The following is a 19,942-nucleotide window of genomic DNA, read 5'->3' on the forward strand; positions in this document are numbered from 1 at the left end:
GGCCGCCGAGAGCCGCCGACCGACCTGCCAGGCAACCCCCGGCCGACCCGCCGCCCCGACTCCCCCGAACCGCCGGATGCCCTACGGCCGGGGAGCCGACCGCTTCCCGCCGGTGCCCGGGACGGGGAACGCTCCGGTGGCTCGGCGTGTGATCTCCCCGTACACCTCGGGGTCGGTCGTGTACTCGCCGAGCTCACAGGTCTTGCGGCTGCCGTGGTAGTCCGAGGATCCGGTGGCGAGCAGCCCCAGTTCCTTCGCGAGGCCGCGCAGTCGCGCCCGGGTCGCCGGGTCGTGGTCCATGTGGTCGACCTCGATGCCGTCGAGCCCGGCGGCGGCGAGGTCGGCGATCGCGGACTCGGGGACGGTGCGGCCGCGTTTGACGGCGGCGGGGTGCGCGAAGACCGCGACTCCGCCGGCGCCCTTGATCAGCCGGATCGCCTCGAACGGGTCGGTCTCGTGCTTCGCGACATGGGCGCGGCCGCCGTCGGCGAGCCACTGCGGGGTGAACGCCTCGTTCACGCTCGGTACGACGCCGAGTTCGACGAGGGCGGTGGCCACGTGCGGCCGGCCCACGGAGCCGTCCCCGGCGATCCGCGCGACCTGCTCCCAGGTGACCGGCACACCCAGTTCGTTGAGCTTGGCGACCATGCCGCGGGCCCGCGGCACCCGGTCGTCCCGGACCAGTTCGCGCTCGGCGAGCAGCAGGGGCTCCTCCGGGTCGAACAGGTAGGCCAGCATGTGCATGCTGATGCCGTCCAGGCGGCACGACAGCTCGGCGCCGGTGACGAGCGTGAGCCCCTCCGGCAACGCGGCGATCGCCTCGGCGTACCCGCGGGTGGTGTCGTGGTCGGTCAGCGCGACCACGTCCAGGCCCACGGCGCCGGCCTTGCGGACCAGCTCGGCGGGGGTGTCCGTACCGTCGGAGGCCGTGGAGTGGCAGTGCAGATCGATGCGCACGACGCGGACTCCAGGCACAGACGAAACGGAAGCGGACGCTCAAGAATAGCGCCCTTTCGAAGCACTACGGTCACACCCGAAACCGGGTAGCGCCCCCTACATGCGGGAGGGGCACCCAGCCGTTGCGGACGAGCCTCCGGCCGTTGCGGACGAGCTCCCAGTCCACGAGCTCCCAGCCGTGGCGGACGAGCCCTCGGCCGATGCAGACGAGTCCCCGGCCGCTGCGAACAGGCCCCCGCCCGTGAGGCAAGCGCTGCGGCAGGGCCGCCCTACGGCTCCAGGATGCGCGGCGACAGCGCGCCGCACGGCAGCAGTTCCACCTCGGCGCCCGCGTCCCGCAGGTCGGTGAGAACCAGTTCGTCGTACATGAGCAGGCCCGTCTGTTCGGGCCAGACGACCGCCCAGAGCCAGAGGCCGAGGGCCTCGCCGGCGAAGACCGCACGGTCGTCGGGGGTGCCGGACACATGCCAGAGGGGCGTGGGGCGTCCCGCGGCGAGCACCTTCGCCTGGGGCGGTTTCTCGACGCTGAGGTACGGCCCGGGATCGGGTCCGTCGATGCCGGCGTACCGGGCGCCGAGGCCCACGCCGAGTTCCTCGGCGATGAGCACCATCTCGCCCATACCGCCGAGCGGCCCCGGACCGGAGCAGGCCACGGCGGTGGCGCGCCCTCCGCTGCGGTCGTCGCCGGCGAACGCCGCGCCGGTGAACAGCCAGCCCACCGGGAGCGGCCACGGCATCCACACCGGCACCTGGGCGCGGTGCACCACGACGCTGAGGGCCTCGACGCTGGGCGGGATCACGGGCTGCAGCGGGTGCACCGTCCCGTGTACAGCGCACTGCCAGGAGTCGGCAAAGAGGCCGGGAGCCCTGACCCGGCCACCACACTTCGGGCAACTGGGTTCGCCCCTCATAGGGCCCAACGGTCCTCCCCGTGCTTCCTCGCGTCAAGGACGATCACCCGTCCGGCGTGTGCGCGTCACATTCCGCGCACGGCTGCCGGACGCCGGACGGCGGCTGGCCCTCCGGGGGACCGGACGACCCGCCATCGGAATCAACTACCCGGGCCACAGACGGAAGCGCCGATTTTCGGCCACCTGTCGGGCGCCCGCCGGTCACCTGTGGCGTGCCGTCGGTCACACGGGGAAGTCGCGGAGGGAGTCCCGGGGGCGACCGGCCTAGTCCAGGGAGACCGGGGTACGGACGGGGTCACGGAGGTCCGTCCCCTGGGTGAGCCAGCGCTCCTGGAGGGCCGGGGCGCCGTGGACGCGCTTCCAGGCCGCCTCGTTGGGGGTCATCGGAAGGAGGGGGAGGAACCGTACGGGGTCGGCGGGGGCGTCCAGTTCGAGGTCCTCGACCAGGCCGCCGGACTCGGCGACGAGGACGGAGGTGAAGGGGGCGCCGGGCCACAGCGGATCGCCCACGTCGAGGGAGGCGCCGGGCGCCACGACCACACCCTCCACCTGCGGTGACGCGGCGAGCACGGCGAGCGGGCGGAGCACCTTGTCGGTGTCGGCGATCCCGTGCCGCACGGACAGGACGAGTTCGGCGCGGGGGCCCTTGACGGGGTCGGCGAGGACCGCGGTGGGGTCGGCCATCGGCTGGGCGGACATGCCGAGCGTGGCGTAGCGGACGACGTCGCCGTCGGTGAAGCGGAGCACCTCGATGCGGTCGGTACCGAGGAAGGTGACCGCGGCGCGCGCGTCCGGCTCGCCCAGCGCGGTACGCAAACGGGCTTCCACCAACGGAAGAACATCAACCATGAACCGAGCATAGAACTCGTCAGGAACCGGCAAACGGGCGCCTTGACACTTCAGTCGACTGTTAGTCTTGGGCGCCGGTCGGAACAACACGCGGGCAGCACGCAGAAGCGTCGCTCTCAAGCCCTCTTGTCCCGGCCAGAGAGAACTGACTCCCCTACGGGGAACCCCGGATGGGGTATGGAACGTCCCTTACGAGGGACCGGCCGGAGGAGGTGGGGCTGCGATGGACCGAAGTCGACCGTGCAGTACCACCCGCTCTTCCGACCGCTGAGTCACGTAGCTCTCGCGTCAGCTCCCTGCTTGGCTGCCACCCTCACTCGCGTCGTGCCGCTCGTCGGTCGTCGCGCAACGGAAGAGCACTTCTTTACCGCCTTGATCCCCTCACCGATCAGCCGTCGCCGATCAGACCTCATCGATCCGACGTCGCCGATCTGAATCAAGCGAAGCTGTCACCGCGACGGTGCGGTGCTCCCCGCTTTGTGGACGTGCCAAACATCGGAAGTCAAAACGTCCCCATTCCGGGTAGTTCCAACCGTCGTCGGCGGCCTTTCGTTGCGAAGGAGTCTGCCCATGTCGATGATCAACAACCTGCGCGCCGCGGTCCGCCCCCGGCCGTCCCGGCTGTCGCTGCGCAAGGACGGGGCCGTGTACGACGCCACCCGCCCGGCGGAGGCGACCACGGCCGTCGTCGACTGTGCCGTCTACCGTGACGGCGCGCGCGTCACGTTCGAGCGCACTCTCGCACCGCACGAGGCGATCCGTCAGGTGCGCCGGGACGGCGGGTTCGTGTGGATCGGTCTGCACGAGCCGTCCGAGGCCGAATTCGCCGGTATCGCGGCCGAGTTCGGGCTGCACCCGCTGGCCGTGGAGGACGCGGTGCACGCGCACCAGCGGCCGAAGCTGGAGCGCTACGACGACACCCTGTTCACCGTCTTCAAGACCATCCACTACGTCGAGCACGACGAACTCACCGCCACCAGCGAGGTGGTGGAGTCCGGCGAGGTGATGTGCTTCACCGGGCGGGACTTCTTCATCACCGTCCGGCACGGCGGCCAGGGCTCGTTGCGGGCGCTCCGTCACCGGCTGCAGGACGACCCGGAGTTGCTCGCCAAGGGCCCCTCCGCCGTGCTGCACGCCATCGCCGACCATGTCGTCGACGGGTACGTGGCGGTCGCGGACGCGGTGCAGGACGACATCGACGAGGTGGAGACGGAGGTGTTCTCCCCCGGACGCAAGAGCACGCCCCGGGGCACCGACGCCGGCCGCATCTACCAACTCAAGCGTGAGGTCATGGAGTTCAAGCGGGCGGTGCTTCCGCTGGTGCGGCCCATGCAGCTGCTGAGCGAGCGTCCGATGCGGCTGGTCGACCCGGACATCCAGAAGTACTTCCGGGACGTGGCCGACCACCTCGCCCGGGTGCAGGAGCAGGTCGTCGGCTTCGACGAGCTCCTCAACTCGATCCTCCAGGCGAACCTGGCGCAGGCCTCCGTCGCCCAGAACGAGGACATGCGCAAGATCACCTCCTGGGCGGCGATCATCGCCGTGCCGACGATGGTGTGCGGCGTCTACGGCATGAACTTCGACTACATGCCGGAGACCCGCTGGAAGTTCGGCTACCCGGTGGTCCTCGGCGTCACGGTGGCGCTCTGCCTGGGCATCCACCGCACGCTCAAGCGGAACGGGTGGCTGTAGCCGCCCGGCACCGCCCGGGGACCAGGGCCTAGGCTGACGGCATGACGGAACAGCTGCTCGACCGGGCCCTCGTCGAGGAGGCCACCAAGAAGTCCGGGCTCATCTGGGTGAGCGGCGGTGGGGCGCCGTCGGCGCACGCCCAGGGGCCCGGGGTGCCGTCGCGGGCGTTGTGGCACGTCTGGCACGAGGGCGCGGTGTGCCTGGTCGGCGACGGGCCGGGGGAGCAGCCGCTGCCGGGGCTCGTCGACGGCGGCCCGGCCGTGGTGACCGTGCGCAGCAAGGACAAGGGCGGACGGCTCGTGACCTGGGACGCCACAGTCGTGGAGCTGACCCCCCGGTCGCCCGAGTGGGACGCGGCCGTGGCCGAGCTCAAGGGGAAGCGGCTCAACGCGCCCGACGGTGAGGCCATGCCGGAGCGGTGGGCGCGGGAGTGCCGGGTGCTGCGTCTGGAGCCGACGGGGACGACCGCGCCGTTGCCCGACGGCGATCTGGCGCGGGCTCCGCTGCCGACGCCGGCGACGACGCGTCAGCCGGTGCCGGCCGGGTTGCCCCGGTTGCTTTTCAAGCGTCGGAAGAAGAAGCAGGGCTGAGGGGCTTCGTTGGCCCACCGGGGCGGGGGTGTGCTTCGTTCGCCCACCGGGGCGGGGGTGCGTGCGTTGTTCGCCCACCGGGCAGGGGTTGTGCGTCCGTAGGCGGCTTGAGGGTTCGTCGTGGCTGGTCGCGCAGTTCCCCGCGCCCCTTCGGGGGCCTCCGGCTCCGAACGCTCGTCGGCCCGTCCTACGGCCTACGACGTCGGGAGTTGTTTGCCGTAGTCGACGACCGACTTCTTGTCCGGTTCCTCCAGGGAGAAGTTCTTGCCCCAGTCGGTGAGGAGGATGGTGCCCGCGTCGCCGGCGCGGACCAGGCGGACGGGGTAGGGGGTGCCTTCGAGGGAGACGTCGAGGGTGCCGCCCGCGCCCTTGTCGCCGGTGATGCGGATGGTGCGGGTGCCGGACTGCTCGTGGTGGCCGTCGGTGGAGAGGGTGCCGTGCAGGGTCAGCAGGCTGGTGAGCAGGACGTTCTTGTCGGTGAAGCCGCTGAACCGCTGGTAGGCCGGGTCGCCGGTGGGGACCTTGACGTACATGCCGTCCAGCTTGTCCGCGGCGGCCTGGTCGGAGTCGTCGTCGTTCTTGCCCCCGCGGTCCTCGTGGTCCCAGAACTCGGCGTCGGCCTTCAGGAAGAGGTGCTCGCCGACCTTCAGCAGCCGGAACGTCGTGTCGCCCGAGGTCACCGAGCCCGTACCGCCGCCCTCCTTCAGGCGCACGTCCAGCTTGTAGGTCTTGCCGTTGCTGACGACGGACCCGGACAGCCGGACGGTGTCCGCCGCCGTGGCGGCCGCCTTCGTCCTGGTCTGGATCTTCTCGGGGGTCAGTCTGCCGACCCCGTTGGTGCCCTCGTTCGGATCCTCACTGCACCCGGTGAGTCCCAGCCCGCTCGCCACGAGGGTGCAGACGGCGCCCACCAGTGCGGCCCTTCGGGTACGGGGAGTCGGAGTCACAGACGATGCACCTCTTCGTTGGAGTCCAGGCCTACCGCAGAGTACCGGGGCTCGCGGGGTGCCACGGAGGCAGTCCGTCCGCACCGCTCACCAGGGCGTATCCGATCGGGACGGGCTAGCCTGAAGCCCTCCTCGTCCGACAAATCCCGTATGGCTCGCCTGATGGTCGCGAAAGACCCACACGTCCCGGGGAGCACACGGCTCTCGCACCAACACACAGGAAAGGGGCGGCTCATGGCGGCGGTGGCGCCCCGGATCTTCGTCTCCCACCTCTCCGGAATCTCGGTCTTCGACCCGAACGGCGACCAGGTGGGCCGCGTCCGCGATCTCGTGGCCATCCTGCGGGTCGGGCGGAAGCCACCGCGGCTGCTCGGCCTGGTCGTCGAACTGCACACGCGGCGCCGCATCTTCCTGCCCATGACGCGGGTCACCGGAGTCGAGTCCGGCCAGGTCATCACCACCGGCGTGATGAACGTGCGCCGCTTCGAGCAGCGGCCCACCGAACGGCTCGTCATCGGGGAGCTGCTGGACCGCCGCGTACGGCTCGTGGAGACGGGTGAGGAGGTCACGGTCCTCGACATCTCCGTGCAGCAGCTGCCGGCCCGCCGGGACTGGGAGATCGACCGGGTGTTCGTGCGCAAGGGGAAGGGCGGCGCGTTCCGGCGGCACAAGGGCGAGACGCTGACCGTGGAGTGGTCGGCCGTCACCGGGTTCTCGCTGGAGGAGCACGGGCAGGGCGCCGAGAACCTCCTCGCGACCTTCGAGCAGCTGCGCCCCGCCGACCTCGCCAACGTGCTGCACCACCTCTCCCCCAAGCGCCGGGCGGAGGTCGCCGCCGCCCTCGACGACGACCGGCTCGCCGACGTGCTGGAGGAGCTGCCGGAGGACGACCAGATCGAGATCCTCGGCAAGCTCAAGGAGGAGCGGGCCGCCGACGTCCTGGAAGCCATGGACCCGGACGACGCGGCCGACCTGCTGGCCGAGCTGCCGGTGGCCGAGCAGGAGCGGCTGCTGACGCTGATGCAGCCGGACGAGGCGGCGGACGTACGCCGGCTCATGGCGTACGAGGAGAAGACCGCCGGCGGACTGATGACGACCGAGCCGATCGTGCTGCGCCCCGACGCCACCGTCGCCGACGCGCTGGCCCGGGTCCGCAACCCCGATCTGTCCCCGGCCCTCGCCGCCCAGGTGTACGTGTGCCGGCCGCCCGACGAGACGCCGACGGGGAAGTACCTCGGCACGGTCCACTTCCAGCGGCTGCTGCGCGACCCGCCGTACACCCTGGTCAGCTCGATCCTCGACGACGACCTCCAGCCGCTCGACCCGGACGCCGCGCTCCCCGAGGTGGCCGGGTTCTTCGCGACGTACGACATGGTGGCGGCGCCCGTGGTCGACGAGAGCGGCTCGCTGCTGGGGGCGGTGACCGTGGACGACGTGCTGGACCACATGCTGCCGGAGGACTGGCGGGAGACGGAGTTCCATCTGGACGACGACGATGTGGAGGGGGCCGCCCATGGTTCCTGAGCGTTCCGAGCGCCAGGGGCGTGACGGGCGGGACGCAGGGCGCGAGCGGGCACACGCCGGAGCGGGAGCGCGCGAGCGCACGCCGTCCTCCGGGGCGCCTGTGCGGGAGCGCGTGCCCGTCGGGGCCACCGCGCGCCCGCGGACCCGTCTCGACCTGCCCCTGCCGCGCCGGGCGAGGTTCCTGCCCGAATGGGACCCGGAGGCCTTCGGGCGGCTCTCGGAGCGGATCGCGCGGTTCCTGGGCACCGGACGGTTCATCGTCTGGATGACCGTCGTGATCATCCTGTGGGTGGTGTGGAACGTCTCCGCCCCGCGGGACCTGCGCTTCGACAACTACCCGTTCATCTTCCTGACGCTGATGCTGTCGCTCCAGGCCTCCTACGCGGCCCCGCTGATCCTCCTCGCGCAGAACCGGCAGGACGACCGGGACCGGGTCAACCTCGAACAGGACCGCAAGCAGAACGAGCGGTCGATCGCCGACACCGAGTATCTGACCAGGGAGATCGCGGCCCTGCGAATCGGTCTCGGTGAGGTCGCCACCCGCGACTGGCTGCGCTCCGAGCTCCAGGACCTGGTCAAGGAGCTGCACGAGCGCGACGGCGACGGGCACCGCGGGGCGAGGACCGTATTCCCGCCGGAGCGCCCCGGCGGGCGTGACATGGACGACCGCTGACGGGGCTCCCAGGGGCCCCGCGCGTCGCCGTACCATCGTCTCTATGGCTACGGAAGACGCGGTGCGCGAGGCACTGTCGACGGTGAACGACCCCGAGATCAACCGCCCCATCACCGAACTCGGGATGGTCAAGTCGGTGGAGATCGGTGCGAACGGAGCGGTCGCGGTCGCCGTGTACCTGACGGTCTCCGGCTGTCCCATGCGCGACACCATCACGCAGCGTGTGACGGAGGCGGTCGCCCGGGTCGAGGGCGTCACCCGTGTCGACGTCGAGCTGGACGTGATGAGCGACGAGCAGCGCCGTGAGCTGGCGTCCGCCCTGCGCGGCGGCCAGACCGAGCGCGAGGTGCCCTTCGCGAAGCCGGGCTCGCTCACCCGCGTGTACGCCGTCGCGTCCGGCAAGGGCGGCGTCGGCAAGTCCTCGGTGACGGTGAACCTGGCGGCCGCGATGGCCGCGGACGGTCTGAAGGTCGGCGTGGTCGACGCCGACATCTACGGCCACTCGGTGCCGCGCATGCTGGGCGCCGACGGCCGCCCCACCCAGGTCGAGAACATGATCATGCCGCCGTCCGCGAACGGGGTGAAGGTCATCTCGATCGGCATGTTCACCCCGGGCAACGCGCCCGTCGTCTGGCGCGGCCCGATGCTCCACCGTGCCCTCCAGCAGTTCCTCGCGGACGTCTACTGGGGCGACCTGGACGTCCTGCTCCTGGACCTCCCGCCGGGCACCGGCGACATCGCGATCTCGGTGGCGCAGCTGGTCCCGAACGCGGAGATCCTCGTCGTGACGACCCCGCAGCAGGCGGCGGCCGAGGTGGCCGAGCGCGCCGGCTCCATCGCGGTCCAGACCCACCAGAAGATCGTCGGCGTGGTCGAGAACATGTCGGGCCTGCCCTGCCCGCACTGCGACGAGATGGTGGACGTCTTCGGCACCGGCGGCGGCCAGGTCGTCGCCGACGGTCTCACCCGCACCACCGGCGCCACGGTGCCCGTCCTCGGCAGCATCCCGATCGACGTCCGTCTCCGTGAGGGCGGCGACGAGGGCAAGCCGGTCGTGCTCTCCGACCCCGACTCCCCGGCGGGCGCGGCCCTGCGGGCCATCGCCGGCAAGCTGGGCGGCCGTCAGCGGGGCCTGTCGGGCATGAGCCTGGGCATCACCCCGAGGAACAAGTTCTAGGGCGCCGGCCGAAGCCGGAGAGCGCTTCTCGAGCGCGTTGACGGGGCACCGCGGGTCATTCGACGCGGTGCCCCCTTTCCGTCGGGCGTACGTCGAACCGTCAGGCGTACGTCGCGATGTCCTTGATCATGGCGAACCCGAGGCCGTACGCGCTCATCCCGCGCCCGTACGCCCCCACGTGCACCCCTTCCTGGGTCGAGCCGGCGAGCACCCATCCGAACTCGGACTCACGGTAGTGGAAGGGGGTGGGGACGCCGTCCACCGGCAGGGACAGCGTCGACCAGTCGGGACCGGCGAGGTCGTCCGCGAGGACCCACGCCGTCTCCGTCTGCTGGTCCAGCCAGTCGTCTCTCAGGGTGTGGTCCAGCTGCCCGGGCCAGGTGAAGGACAGCAGCCCCACACCGGCCAGCCAGGCGGCGGAGGAGACCGAGGTCGCCTCCAGCAGGCCCGTGCCGTCGGCGCTGCGCCGTACGTCGTTGGCGGCGACGGTCACGACGACCGCGAACCGCTCCTTGGGCTCGTCCTCGGTGACCGCGGTGAACTCGTTGCGGACCGAGGGCTCGTCGCCGTGCCCGACCGAACCGTGCTCGACGGCGCCTTCCGCCGAGGTACCGACCTGCATCAGCCAGCGCGGCCCCGTGAAGGCCTCGTCGAGGCCGTACCAAGGGAAGGGCGCCAGCAGATAGCCGTCGACCGTGCGCCGGGCGGAGGGCAGCGGTTGTCCGCCCTCCGCGGCCGACGCCTGCGCGCCTACCCGACTCGTCGTCTCCATGTGCCCGGACGCCTCCTCGCTCTCGACGGACCGGAGCGGCCCGCACCCCTCTCGGGCGTCGCGCTCGCTTTCCTTACGGTCCGCACAACAACTGGGCAGCATAGCCACAGCGCTCCGAGCAGCAGGGAAAGCGCCCGGCGCGTAGGACGGCGTACGGGCGGCTTCGGGCCGTACGAGGGGGTGTGACGGTATGAATCGCGTCACGTAAGGGGGCGTGGCAGCACGCGGGTGTACGGCGCGGAAGCGCAGGCGGGAGGCCGTGCGGACGACTTGGGGCGGCGCGGTTCGGGCGGGTGACCGTGCGGTCGGCTCAGGTGGCGTCCAGGTCGTACGGCGGGCGCTCTTCCAGTTCGAGCTTCTCGCGCTTCTTGGTCATGTCGACGGCTCCGCCGGACCCGGAAGAGGAGGAGGTGTCGGACACGGAACCGGAGGACGACGACTCGGACTCCCGGCCGTGGACCGCGTCCGTCAGCTCGGCCATCTCCTTCTTCAGGTCGAAGCCGTTGCGGATCTCCTTCAGCCCCAGTTCGTCGTTGTCCAGCTGCTTGCGGATGAACGTCTTGGGGTTGAGGTCCTCGAACTCGAAGTCCTTGAACTCGGGGCCGAGTTCGTTGCGGATGTCCTGCTTGGCGCTGTCCGAGAACTCGCGGATCTTGCGGATGGTCCGGGTGACGTCCTGGATCACCTTCGGGAGCTTGTCCGGACCGAAGACGAGCACGGCGAGGACGACGAGCGTCACCACCTCGAGCGCACCTATGTCATTGAACACCTGAAGCTCCTTGCGATGTCCTCGGTCCCGATCCGCGGGCCTCGGCAGGTCTTCCGTGGTCCGGGCCGGGTCCACGGTACCCGGCGATGCTGTCGAACCGGTACTGTCGGGCGGCCCCGGACCATGGTCACGCCACGGGTTTTCCCAGCTGTTTGCCTGACAGGAGTGCTGTTTGCCTGACAGGAGGGGGTACGGCTCCCCCTCCTGTGACGTTGCCGTCATGCGCGGCGGTGTCAGCCCCCGTCGGAGGAGCCCAGGGTCAGGGTGACCTTCTGCTCCCCGCCGTCCCGCTGGAGGGTGAGTTCGAGCCGGTCACCGGGCCGGTGGGCGCGCACCTTGACGATCAGTTCGTCGCCGGAGTGGACGCGCTGGCCGTCGACCTCGGTGATCACGTCACCCGCGCGGATGCCCGCCCGGTCGGCGGGTCCGCCCTTCTTCACGGTGCCGTCGCTGTCGTCGCCGACACGGGCGCCGTCACCCGAGTAGTCCATGTCCAGGGTCACGCCGATCACCGGGTGGGTCGCCTTGCCCGTGTTGATCAGTTCCTCGGCGACGCGCTTGCCCTGGTTGATGGGTATCGCGAAGCCGAGCCCGATCGAACCGGCTTGGCCGCCGTCCGACTCGGAGCCGCTGCCCGCGGACCGGATGGCGCTGTTGATGCCGATCACCCGGGCGTTGACGTCGACGAGGGGGCCGCCGGAGTTGCCGGGGTTTATGGGCGCGTCGGTCTGCAACGCGTCGACGTACGACACGTCGCTGCGGTCGCCGCCGTCCCCGCCGGCCGTGATGGGCCGCTCCTTGGCGCTGATGATGCCGGAGGTGACGGTGTTGGCGAGGTCGAAGGGGGCGCCGATCGCGACGACCGGGTCGCCGACCCGCACGTCGTCGGAGTTGCCGAGCGGCAGCGGCTTCAGCCCGTCGACCCCCGACACCTTGACGACGGCGAGGTCGTATCCGCTGTCCCGGCCGACCAGGCTGGCGTCGGCGGTCTCCCCGCCGCTGAAGGTGACCGTGATCTCGCCGTCGTCCCCGGCGGGCTCCACGACATGGTTGTTGGTGAGGATGTGGCCCCGCTTGTCGAGCACGAACCCGGTGCCGGTGCCCTGCGCGTCGGAGCCGCGCACATGGAGGGTCACGACGCTGGGCAGTGCGCTGGCGGCGATCCCGGCGACACTGTCGGGGGCCCGCCCGGTCGTCCCGCCGCCGGTCTGCGGCAGCTCGACCTCGCCGACCCCGCCGTTGCGCTCCAGATACGCCCCCACGGCCCCGCCGACACCGCCGGACACGAGCGCGATCAGCACGGCCCCCAGCACGACGATCCTCATCCCCCGCTTCCGTCGCCGCGCCATGTCGTCGACACCGGCCCCGTTCTGCTGCAACGGCCCCGACGCGGACCACGGGTCGTAGTTCCGCCAGGGATCCCGGGCCGCCGGGGAGACCCCTTGCGGGGTATCCGCGAAGGGGGGCTGCGTCGGGTCCGTGTAGGGGGCGGCTGGGGCGCCGGCCTGGGAGGCGTCCGGGTGGACCGTCGCAGGGGGTGGGGAGCCGTCCGGGTACGGATGCGCCGCGGGCGGCGGCGCGGTGGCCCGGGAGCCGCCCGAGTACGGGGGCGCCACGGGGTGCGGGGCGTCCGAGTGGGGCTGTGGGGCCGCGTTCCCGTAAGGCGCGGGCGAGGGTGCGTACGTGCCGTTGGCCGCGTGGGCCGGCGGTGGGGCGGGCGCGGCGGCCCGGGGCGCCGCCATGGTGGTCGTCGCGCCGGGCTCCGGGGGTGCGGCCGGGGCGCTCGCACCGGGCGCCTGAGACGCCGCGGGGCCAGGTACACCGTGCCCCGGCGCCCCCGGCTGAACGGTCGTGCCGTGCGCCGGGGTTGTCGCCGGGTGCTGGACCGGCGGTGCGGGCGCCCAGGGGCCGGGCTCGCCGTAGGGCGGGGTGCTGTAGGGATCCGGGTCGTGCAGCGGCTTGGGGCGCTCCACGGCCGTTGCCGGGCCCTCTGCGGGGCCTGGGGCGCCCATCGGCTCCGGCAGGCTCTGCTCCCCCACACCCGCCTCGACCGCGGTCGCCGGCGCCTCGTGGCGCGGGAGCGGAGTCGTTTCGTCAGTCGTGGGCGCGTTCTTCTCCAGGACGAGCCGTGTGGTCGTCCCGTCGGGCTCGCCGGGTGCGCTGCCCGCGGCCGCCGGTGCCGTCCCGGCCGCGTCGACGCTCAGAGTCGTCGTCGCGTCGCCGCCCCTCGGCGGGCCCGCGGGAACCGGCCGCTCCAGCTCGAAGTCACCGGTGTCCGCGTCACCGCTGTCCACACTCCGCGTCGAGCCGACCGACGTCGCGGCGTCCCCCGACGGCTCGTCCTGTCGGGGCGGTTTCACCGGGTCGGCCAGTGCGAAGTCGTCGTCATGGGTGGGGCCGACGGGCGCCGGTGCCGTCGCGGGTCGATCCAACTCGAAGTCGCCCCCGTCGCTCGACCAGCCGCCCCCGTCGCCCGCTCCGCGGTCCCCGTCGCGCACCGCGTCCGCGGGTACCCCGTCGGCCCCCGAGGGTCCGCCGTGGTCCCCGGTCGTCCCGGCCCCCGCGTCATGCGCTCGGGGTCGGCTCCACCACTTCCCCTTCGTGGGCTTCCCCTCGTTCATGTTCTCCCCACACCTGGGGCCCGTCCCGAGGACCGGCCCTACGCCCACCGTTCGCCGAGTGCCGCCGGCCGGAACCGGCCGGAGCGGACACGGCCCACTCTGGATTCAACCAGGTTCGCGGGCCGGCGCGCAGAACTCGGGGTCAGCGGAGGGCGGGGGAGGTGGGAGGGGGAGACGAGGTGGTGTCGGGCGCTGTCAGCAGGCCCGGTGCGGTGAGCTCGGGTGCCTGGGACCACGTCGTCAGCTGGAACGGCGAGGTCGCCGTGAGCGGACGTATCAGCGGGGACATGACCGCCGCGTCCGCGAGGACGGGCGTGGGCAGAGGGTTCACGGCCTCGCGGAGCTGACCGCCCGGCGCGGGAATTCCGGGCAGCAGGGGCGCGGAGACCTCCGTAGGCGCCACCGGCACCTCGGCCCGCTGGCCCTGTCCGAGGAGGGGCCCGAGGGTTCCCCGGCGGCGCTGCGCCTCGGGGCTCGTGGCCGCTCCGGTGGTCTGGGTGCGCAGAGGCGTGACGTTGCTGCCGGAGCCGGCGCCGCCCCGGGCGTCCACTGTCTCGGCGGGCACACCGGAGGTCATACCGCCCAGTGCGATCGCGGCCAGCGAGACCGCGCCGGCCGCCACGAACGCGAACCGCATACCGCGCGAGGCCGAACGCTCGGCCTCGTGCCGGCTCACGTCATGGATCCGAAAGCCGCGGTCACCCGTGGCTCCACGCTCCTCCGCGGCCGTGCCCTGCCGACCCTCGCCCCGGTCCCCGCCGGCGGAGAGCGGGCTGCCTCCGCCGAGGAAGCCCCGAGCGCCGAGGAAGCCCCGGTCACCGAGGAAACCGCGTCCCCCCGTCAGGCCCCGGCCGCCGAGCAGTCCACGGCCTTCCGACGGTGAGAGCGCGCCGCTGTGCGGACCTGAGGGGACGTATCCGAAGGAGTCCCCGGCGGTGCCGAAGACGCCGAAGTCGGCGAAGTCCCTGTTGTCGGAGGGGGACGGCGGGAGTCCGGGGCCGCCGGGCGTCCCCCCGAGTCTTCCTCCGAAGCCTCCGCCGTCCAGCGGGGAGCCGCCGTCGAGGTCGCCGCCCGCCGGGAGCATCTGGAGCCGGGCCAGGAAGCTCTCGGAGGGAGGCGGCGGCGCGGCCTCCGCGAAGACGTTCTTCAGTCGGCGCTGGGCGTCCGCCTCCGCCTTGCACTTCGGGCATGTGGCCAGATGTGCAAGGACGCGTTCGCGCGCCTCATGACCGAGCTCTCCGTCGACCAGCGCGGAGAGTCGGTCTCCCAGGTGCTGCTCAGCAGGGGTGGGCCGGGATCCACTCACGCGGTCGCGCCCCCTCCTCCCAGCGCGGGCACCCGGGGCACCGTGAAGCCGCGGCGCTGCTCGGCCCGGGCCTCCGGGGAGCGGTGCGCGAGGGCCTTGCGGAGCTGGGAGCGACCGCGGTGGATCCGCGAGCGGACCGTACCGAGCTTGACGCCGAGGGTCGCGGCGATCTCCTCGTACGACAGTCCTTCGATGTCGCAGAGGACGACGGCGGCGCGGAACTCCGGCGCGAGGGTGTCGAGGGCCTGCTGGACGTCGGCGTCGAAGTGCGCGTCGTTGAAGATCTGCTGCGGGGTGGGCTCGCGGCTGGGCAGGCGCTCGGCCGCGTCCTCCCCGAGCGCGTCGAAGCGGATGCGCTGCTTGCGCCGGACCATGTCCAGGAAGAGGTTCGTGGTGATGCGGTGCAGCCAGCCCTCGAAGGTGCCGGGCGTGTAGGTCGACAGGGAGCGGAAGACGCGGACGAAGACCTCCTGGGTGAGGTCCTCGGCGTCGTGCTGGTTGCCGGTCAGACGGTAGGCGAGGCGATAGACCCGGCCGCTGTGGGTGCTGACGATCTCCTCCCAGGTGGGCGGAGTCCACGCCTGCGCGTGCGCGTCCGTGGTGAAGGTCGCAGTCTGCGCTCCGTTTGCGGCGGCAGCGTCGGCGTGGGCGTGGTCAGCGGTGTCGTTCACGGATTTCGGCCTACCCGCCGATCCGAGAAAGCGCCGCAGCACTCCTCCCCGATCCACAGGCGCAGCCGCACCTCCCCTATCGGCTCTGGTGGTGTCCAGTGGAGCCCCTACCATAGCCACCTCGCCCGTTAGCTCCGGATAAGCGGTTTTACGAGAATTTGATGTGTGCCGATGTGCCTCATACGGCTGATCCGGCCGATCCGGCTCATATGGCTTTGTCAGCACCTGCACCGGCGCCTGCTCGCCGTACCGATCCATCACTTGACCCCCGTCGCGGCCCCCGTCACTCACTCATCCCTTTAAACGACCGGTCCCATCAGCAGGTTCCCGGCGGCAACGGATACAGTCACGCCCAGGCATCCGCGGGTACATAAGGAGAGGGTCATTACCGGCAACCGGCTGACGAGCTGGGCGTTCGCCGACGCCTTTGTCGCCGAGGACGACGCGCTGCGCTGGGCTCGCGACCGGGCTCGGGAAGCAGGGCTGCGCTCGGTGTCGCCCGGCACAGGCGCCGCGTTGAGCATGCTCGCGGCCTCCGTGGACGCGAAGGCGGTCGCGGAGATCGGTACCGGGACCGGTGTCTCCGGCATCCATCTGCTGCACGGCATGCGGCCGGACGGTGTACTGACCACAGTCGATCCGGAGCCGGAGCACCAGCAGTTCGCCCGGCAGGCGTTCCGCGCGTCCGGCTTCGCCAGCAACCGCGCGCGCTTCATCCCGGGTCACGCCCTCGAGGTGCTGCCCCGGCTCGCGGATGCCGGGTACGACCTGGTCTTCTGCGACGGCGACCGGCTGGAGAGCCTCGACTACCTCGCTGAATCGTTGCGTCTGCTCAGACCCGGCGGGCTGGTCGCCTTCGAGGGTGTCTTCGCCAGTGGCCGCACCGTCGACTCGGGCCCCCAGCCCACCGAGGTGATACGTCTGCGGGAGCTCCTGCGCACGGTCCGGGAGAGCGCCGAGCTGGTGCCCTCCCTGCTCCCGGTGGGCGACGGCCTGCTCTGCGCGGTCAAGCGCTGAGGGCTCCCGCCCAGCCCCCGCCGTTCACCGGGTACGCCCGGTACAACAGTGCCCCGGACACCACCGAGGGGCGGCGCCGGGGCGCTGAGGAGACATGGGTCGCTACGCGCGTCAGCCGACGACCTTCTTGAGGGCGTCGCCGAGGGCGTCGGCCTCGTCAGGGGTCAGCTCGACGACGAGCCGACCGCCGCCTTCGAGCGGAACGCGCATGACGATGCCCCGCCCCTCCTTGGTCACCTCGAGCGGGCCATCGCCCGTCCGCGGCTTCATGGCCGCCATGCTCGTTCCCCTTCCTGAAACCAGCTCATCGCCATAGCCGACGGCCCTGGAGGGCAGGCGCGGGCCCACCTGGGGACACGCGACACCGGCATCGAACACATTGCTTCCAGGCCATTATCCCGCATCTCATGACCCGATGACCAACATCAGTAGGCATCGCTTGGGCAACGCGCGCGAGCAAAACCACCCAATTCGGCGGTGTGGCTGCGATACTGCGCCACCACACCGACTTCGCTCACCGCTCGGCCGATCGTGATTCTTTGACGCAGGTCACACGTGCGGCCCGCGCCACCGCCGGTGATCTCCGACATGCTGTGCTGTGACGCAGGGCGTACCGACCAGTACGTCACCAGCCGCGACACCGGAGGGGTAACCGCCATGGCCGACACCGTGCTCTACGAGGTGCACGACGGACTCGCGACGATCACGCTGAACCGCCCCGAGGCGATGAACGCGCTGAACATCGCGACCAAGGTCGCGCTGCGGGAGGCCGTGGAGTCCGCCGCCGGGGACGACGCGGTACGGGCCGTGCTGCTGACCGCCGCCGGGGACCGGGCCTTCTGTGTGGGGCAGGACCTGAAGGAGCACATCGGGCTGCTCGTCGAGGGCTCGACGCAGGTCATGAGCACGGTCAAGGAGCACTACAACCCGATCGTGAAGGCCATCGCGGGCATGCCGAAGCCGGTGGTGGCGGGCGTGAACGGGGTCGCCGCCGGTGCCGGCCTGGGCTTCGCCCTGGCCGCGGACTACCGGGTGGTCGCCGAGACCGCCGCGTTCAACACGTCCTTCGCCGGGGTCGCGCTGACCGCGGACTCCGGGGTCTCGTGGACGCTGCCGCGCGTCATCGGGCCGGGCCGCGCGGCCGATCTGCTGATGTTCCCGCGCAGCATCAAGGCCCAGGAGGCGCACGAGCTGGGGATCGCCAACCGGATCGTGCCGTCGGCCGCGCTGCCGGAGGCGGCCGAGCAGGTGGCGCGGATGCTGGCCGAGGGGCCGACGGTGGCGTACGCGGCGATCAAGGAGGCCATGGCGTACGGGTTCTCGCACTCGCTGGATCAGACGCTCGACAAGGAGGACGAGTTGCAGACCCGGGCGGGGGCGTCGGAGGACCACGCGATCGCCGTGCGGGCGTTCGTGAACAAGGAGACGCCGAAGTACCTCGGTCGCTGAGGCCCGGCCCGGCGGCCGCTCGCCCGCTCGAAAGGGCGCGTTCCTCCCACGGGGACGCGCCCTTCTCGTGCTCTGGAGGGGCGTGTCCCGGGACCGGCTAGAGCGCCGTCCCTCTCGCCACGCAGGTCTCCAGGTGGTCGTCGACCAGGCCGCACGCCTGCATCAGGGCGTAGGCCGTGGTCGGGCCGACGAAGCGGATGCCCTGCTTCTTCAGGGCCTTCGACAGGGCCGTGGACTCGGAGGTGACCGCGGGGACGTCGGCCAGGGTCTTCGGGACCTGACGGGTGGCGGGGTCGGGGGCGTGGGACCAGATCAGGGCGTCCAGATCCCCAGGGGACCACTCCGCGAGGACCCGGGCGTTGGCGATCGTCGCCTCGATCTTGGCGCGGTTGCGGATGATGCCGGGGTCGGCGAGGAGCCGCTCCTTGTCGGCGTCGGTGAAGGCGGCCACGTCGGCGATCCTGAAGCCGGCGAAGGCCGAGCGGAAGCCCTCGCGGCGGCGGAGGATGGTGATCCAGGAGAGACCGGACTGGAAGGCCTCCAGGCAGAGCCGCTCGTACAGCGCGTCGTCGCCGTGGACCGGGCGGCCCCACTCCTCGTCGTGGTACGCCACGTAGTCCTCGGTGGACAGGGCCCAGGGGCAGCGCGGGGCGCCGTCGGGACCGGTGAGGGCCGTGCCGTCGCTCACCGGTGCTCGCCCTCCTCCGGCTTGCGCAGGGACGTCGTGGTGGCCGCGCGGGCGCCGGCGAGCGCGGACTCCAGGTCGGCGATCCGGGCGTCCCGCTCGGCGATCTCGGCGCTGAGGCGGCTGAGGGCGTCGTCGACGTCCACCATGCGGTAGCCGCGCACGGCGACCGGGAAGCGGAGGGCCTCCACATCGGCGCGGTTGACCGGGCGGTCGGCCGGCAGCGGGTCCTGGAGCCGCTCGGCCGGGGCCTCGGGCAGGGCGGCGCTCTCGCCGCCGCCCACCACGGCGAGCGTCACCGCGGCCACCACGACCGCGAGCGCGACGACCAGGAACAAGAACATGAACATCGCTGGGGTCCCCTCGACTGTGTCCGCTCCGATCGTGCCATGCGAGTCTGACAGTTAGGGTCGCAGGCGGTTGCGCAGGGCGGTCAATCGGCGGGACGTACTGGGAGAGGGCACAGCGGATGCTCAGGCTGGGGAAGCGGGAATTCGGCACGCACGAGCCGGTGATCATGGCGATCGTGAACCGGACCCCCGACTCCTTCTACGACCAGGGGGCGACCTTCCACGACGAGCCGGCGCTCGCACGGGTGGAGCGGGCGGTCGCCGAGGGGGCCGCGATCATCGACATCGGCGGGGTGAAGGCCGGGCCCGGCGAGGAGGTCACCGCCGAGGAGGAGGCGCGGCGGACGGTGGGGTTCGTGGCCGAGGTGCGGCGGCGGTTCCCCGAGGTGATCATCAGCGTCGACACCTGGCGGCACGAGGTCGGGGAGGCCGTCTGCGAGGCGGGGGCGGATCTCCTGAACGACGCGTGGGGCGGGGTCGATCCCCGGCTGGCGGAGGTGGCGGCGCGGTACCGGGTGGGGCTGGTGTGCACGCACGCGGGGGGCGCCGAGCCCCGTACGCGGCCGCACCGGGTCGAGTACGGCGACGTCATGGCGGACATCCTGCGGGTGACCGTGGGGCTCGCCGAGCGGGCCGTGGCGCTGGGGGTGCCGCGGGAGTCCGTGCTGATCGATCCCGGGCACGACTTCGGGAAGAACACACGGCACAGCCTCGAGGCGACCCGACGGCTGGGCGAGATGGTCGCTACCGGGTGGCCGGTGCTGGTGTCGCTGTCCAACAAGGACTTCGTCGGGGAGACGCTGGACAAGCCGGTGAAGGAGCGGGTGGTCGGGACGCTGGCGACCACCGCGGTGTCGGCGTGGCTCGGGGCTCAGGTGTACCGGGTGCATGAGGTCGCCGAGACCAGGCAGGTGCTCGACATGGTGGGGGCGATCGCCGGGCACCGTGCTCCGACGGTGGCCCGACGGGGACTGGCCTAGGG

General features: G+C 71.8%; 21 protein-coding genes. 8 read left to right on the forward strand and 13 right to left on the reverse strand.

Translation table 11 applies throughout. From position 1 onward, the window contains the following. Nucleotides 1–81: 81 nt before the first annotated feature. The 3 genes from SMA5143A_RS14115 to SMA5143A_RS14125 form a co-directional block, all read right to left on the reverse strand. A complete protein-coding gene (locus SMA5143A_RS14115) occupies nt 82–957 on the reverse strand; it encodes a PHP domain-containing protein (RefSeq protein WP_107463258.1) in 876 nt (291 codons plus the stop codon). 269 nt (nt 958–1,226) lie between these two features. Further along, on the reverse strand, nt 1,227–1,868 hold the full coding sequence (locus SMA5143A_RS14120) for a DUF6758 family protein (protein WP_107463259.1): 642 nt from the start codon (nt 1,866–1,868) through the stop codon (nt 1,227–1,229). A 264-nt stretch (nt 1,869–2,132) separates the two neighbouring features. Further along, entirely contained in the window at nt 2,133–2,717 is a 585-nt protein-coding gene (locus SMA5143A_RS14125; protein ID WP_107463260.1) for a suppressor of fused domain protein, read from the reverse strand. Nucleotides 2,718–3,287: 570 nt separating this feature from the next. Here SMA5143A_RS14125 and SMA5143A_RS14130 point away from each other — a divergent pair. Both SMA5143A_RS14130 and SMA5143A_RS14135 read left to right on the forward strand, forming a co-directional pair. Next, nucleotides 3,288–4,409 carry a magnesium and cobalt transport protein CorA gene (locus SMA5143A_RS14130; RefSeq protein WP_107463261.1) on the forward strand — a complete coding sequence of 374 codons (1,122 nt, stop codon included), beginning with the start codon at nt 3,288–3,290 and terminating at the stop codon, nt 4,407–4,409. A gap of 41 nt (nt 4,410–4,450) precedes the next feature. Next, nucleotides 4,451–4,999, forward strand: a complete 549-nt coding sequence (locus SMA5143A_RS14135) for a hypothetical protein (protein WP_107463262.1) — start codon at nt 4,451–4,453, stop codon at nt 4,997–4,999. Nucleotides 5,000–5,193: 194 nt separating this feature from the next. Here SMA5143A_RS14135 and SMA5143A_RS14140 read toward each other — a convergent pair whose 3' ends face one another. After that, entirely contained in the window at nt 5,194–5,946 is a 753-nt protein-coding gene (locus tag SMA5143A_RS14140; protein ID WP_107463263.1) for a hypothetical protein, read from the reverse strand. Between the two features lie 234 nt (nt 5,947–6,180). On the opposite strand from SMA5143A_RS14140, the gene SMA5143A_RS14145 reads away from it, so the two are divergent. Genes SMA5143A_RS14145 through SMA5143A_RS14155 form a run of 3 tightly spaced genes read left to right on the forward strand, consistent with a single transcriptional unit; the run spans nt 6,181 to nt 9,320 of the window. Then, the gene (locus SMA5143A_RS14145; protein ID WP_107463264.1) at nt 6,181–7,470 is read left to right on the forward strand and encodes a magnesium transporter MgtE N-terminal domain-containing protein; all 1,290 of its coding nucleotides are present in this window, start codon (nt 6,181–6,183) and stop codon (nt 7,468–7,470) included. After that, a complete protein-coding gene (locus tag SMA5143A_RS14150; RefSeq protein ID WP_258193521.1) occupies nt 7,460–8,143 on the forward strand; it encodes a DUF1003 domain-containing protein in 684 nt (227 codons plus the stop codon). Before SMA5143A_RS14145 ends, SMA5143A_RS14150 begins: the two co-directional genes overlap by 11 nt. A 43-nt stretch (nt 8,144–8,186) precedes the next feature. Then, nucleotides 8,187–9,320: an Mrp/NBP35 family ATP-binding protein gene (locus SMA5143A_RS14155; protein ID WP_107463266.1), complete on the forward strand. Its 1,134-nt coding sequence runs from the start codon at nt 8,187–8,189 to the stop codon at nt 9,318–9,320. A 100-nt stretch (nt 9,321–9,420) separates the two neighbouring features. Here SMA5143A_RS14155 and SMA5143A_RS14160 read toward each other — a convergent pair whose 3' ends face one another. The 5 genes from SMA5143A_RS14160 to sigE all read right to left on the reverse strand — a co-directional run bounded on the left by SMA5143A_RS14160 (nt 9,421) and on the right by sigE (nt 15,501). Then, nucleotides 9,421–10,092: a hypothetical protein gene (locus SMA5143A_RS14160; RefSeq protein ID WP_181361844.1), complete on the reverse strand. Its 672-nt coding sequence runs from the start codon at nt 10,090–10,092 to the stop codon at nt 9,421–9,423. 310 nt (nt 10,093–10,402) lie between these two features. Further along, complete coding sequence (locus SMA5143A_RS14165) at nt 10,403–10,861, reverse strand: sec-independent translocase (RefSeq protein ID WP_107463268.1); 459 nt, start codon at nt 10,859–10,861, stop codon at nt 10,403–10,405. 233 nt (nt 10,862–11,094) lie between these two features. Continuing rightward, a complete protein-coding gene (locus SMA5143A_RS14170) occupies nt 11,095–12,873 on the reverse strand; it encodes a trypsin-like peptidase domain-containing protein (protein ID WP_107463367.1) in 1,779 nt (592 codons plus the stop codon). A gap of 751 nt (nt 12,874–13,624) precedes the next feature. Next, a complete protein-coding gene (locus tag SMA5143A_RS14175) occupies nt 13,625–14,788 on the reverse strand; it encodes an anti-sigma factor family protein (protein WP_107463269.1) in 1,164 nt (387 codons plus the stop codon). Continuing rightward, the gene (gene sigE, locus SMA5143A_RS14180) at nt 14,785–15,501 is read right to left on the reverse strand and encodes an RNA polymerase sigma factor SigE (protein ID WP_079058974.1); all 717 of its coding nucleotides are present in this window, start codon (nt 15,499–15,501) and stop codon (nt 14,785–14,787) included. The genes SMA5143A_RS14175 and sigE overlap by 4 nt, the downstream gene beginning before the upstream one ends. A 357-nt stretch (nt 15,502–15,858) precedes the next feature. Between sigE and SMA5143A_RS14185 the strand changes: the two genes are divergently transcribed. After that, nucleotides 15,859–16,476: an O-methyltransferase gene (locus SMA5143A_RS14185; protein WP_107463270.1), complete on the forward strand. Its 618-nt coding sequence runs from the start codon at nt 15,859–15,861 to the stop codon at nt 16,474–16,476. Nucleotides 16,477–16,587: 111 nt separating this feature from the next. On the opposite strand, the gene SMA5143A_RS14190 is transcribed toward SMA5143A_RS14185, so the two are convergent. Continuing rightward, entirely contained in the window at nt 16,588–16,755 is a 168-nt protein-coding gene (locus tag SMA5143A_RS14190; protein ID WP_003966491.1) for a DUF3117 domain-containing protein, read from the reverse strand. A gap of 146 nt (nt 16,756–16,901) precedes the next feature. Then, the gene (locus SMA5143A_RS42970) at nt 16,902–17,066 is read right to left on the reverse strand and encodes a hypothetical protein (protein WP_181361845.1); all 165 of its coding nucleotides are present in this window, start codon (nt 17,064–17,066) and stop codon (nt 16,902–16,904) included. Nucleotides 17,067–17,133: 67 nt separating this feature from the next. On the opposite strand from SMA5143A_RS42970, the gene SMA5143A_RS14195 reads away from it, so the two are divergent. Then, on the forward strand, nt 17,134–17,925 hold the full coding sequence (locus SMA5143A_RS14195) for an enoyl-CoA hydratase/isomerase family protein (RefSeq protein WP_107463271.1): 792 nt from the start codon (nt 17,134–17,136) through the stop codon (nt 17,923–17,925). A gap of 97 nt (nt 17,926–18,022) precedes the next feature. Here the strand turns inward: SMA5143A_RS14195 and SMA5143A_RS14200 are convergent, their stop codons facing one another. Further along, nucleotides 18,023–18,613 carry a DNA-3-methyladenine glycosylase I gene (locus SMA5143A_RS14200; RefSeq protein ID WP_107463272.1) on the reverse strand — a complete coding sequence of 197 codons (591 nt, stop codon included), beginning with the start codon at nt 18,611–18,613 and terminating at the stop codon, nt 18,023–18,025. Continuing rightward, nucleotides 18,610–18,960: a DivIVA domain-containing protein gene (locus SMA5143A_RS14205; protein WP_107463273.1), complete on the reverse strand. Its 351-nt coding sequence runs from the start codon at nt 18,958–18,960 to the stop codon at nt 18,610–18,612. Before SMA5143A_RS14205 ends, SMA5143A_RS14200 begins: the two co-directional genes overlap by 4 nt. A 119-nt stretch (nt 18,961–19,079) precedes the next feature. Here SMA5143A_RS14205 and folP point away from each other — a divergent pair, with 119 nt between their 5' ends. Then, a complete protein-coding gene (gene folP / locus SMA5143A_RS14210; RefSeq protein ID WP_107463274.1) occupies nt 19,080–19,940 on the forward strand; it encodes a dihydropteroate synthase in 861 nt (286 codons plus the stop codon). The last annotated feature ends 2 nt before the right edge of the window (nt 19,941–19,942 follow it).

Origin of the sequence: Streptomyces sp. MA5143a (assembly GCF_900290235.1) — a bacterium.
Lineage (GTDB): Bacteria > Actinomycetota > Actinomycetes > Streptomycetales > Streptomycetaceae > Streptomyces.

Bases quoted from the DNA above. Each gene is read 5' to 3' on its own strand.
- SMA5143A_RS14170 (WP_107463367.1), bottom strand. From the start codon at position 12,873: ATGGGCGCCCCAGGCCCCGCAGAGGGCCCGGCAACGGCCGTGGAGCGC.
- SMA5143A_RS42970 (WP_181361845.1), bottom strand. From the start codon at position 17,066: ATGTCGGAGATCACCGGCGGTGGCGCGGGCCGCACGTGTGACCTGCGT.
- SMA5143A_RS14125 (WP_107463260.1), bottom strand. From the start codon at position 2,717: ATGGTTGATGTTCTTCCGTTGGTGGAAGCCCGTTTGCGTACCGCGCTG.
- SMA5143A_RS14205 (WP_107463273.1), bottom strand. From the start codon at position 18,960: ATGTTCATGTTCTTGTTCCTGGTCGTCGCGCTCGCGGTCGTGGTGGCC.
- SMA5143A_RS14145 (WP_107463264.1), top strand. From the start codon at position 6,181: ATGGCGGCGGTGGCGCCCCGGATCTTCGTCTCCCACCTCTCCGGAATC.
- SMA5143A_RS14130 (WP_107463261.1), top strand. From the start codon at position 3,288: ATGTCGATGATCAACAACCTGCGCGCCGCGGTCCGCCCCCGGCCGTCC.
- SMA5143A_RS14155 (WP_107463266.1), top strand. From the start codon at position 8,187: ATGGCTACGGAAGACGCGGTGCGCGAGGCACTGTCGACGGTGAACGAC.
- SMA5143A_RS14195 (WP_107463271.1), top strand. From the start codon at position 17,134: ATGGCCGACACCGTGCTCTACGAGGTGCACGACGGACTCGCGACGATC.
- SMA5143A_RS14120 (WP_107463259.1), bottom strand. From the start codon at position 1,868: ATGAGGGGCGAACCCAGTTGCCCGAAGTGTGGTGGCCGGGTCAGGGCT.
- SMA5143A_RS14135 (WP_107463262.1), top strand. From the start codon at position 4,451: ATGACGGAACAGCTGCTCGACCGGGCCCTCGTCGAGGAGGCCACCAAG.
- SMA5143A_RS14190 (WP_003966491.1), bottom strand. From the start codon at position 16,755: ATGGCGGCCATGAAGCCGCGGACGGGCGATGGCCCGCTCGAGGTGACC.
- SMA5143A_RS14150 (WP_258193521.1), top strand. From the start codon at position 7,460: ATGGTTCCTGAGCGTTCCGAGCGCCAGGGGCGTGACGGGCGGGACGCA.
- folP (WP_107463274.1), top strand. From the start codon at position 19,080: ATGCTCAGGCTGGGGAAGCGGGAATTCGGCACGCACGAGCCGGTGATC.
- SMA5143A_RS14160 (WP_181361844.1), bottom strand. From the start codon at position 10,092: ATGGAGACGACGAGTCGGGTAGGCGCGCAGGCGTCGGCCGCGGAGGGC.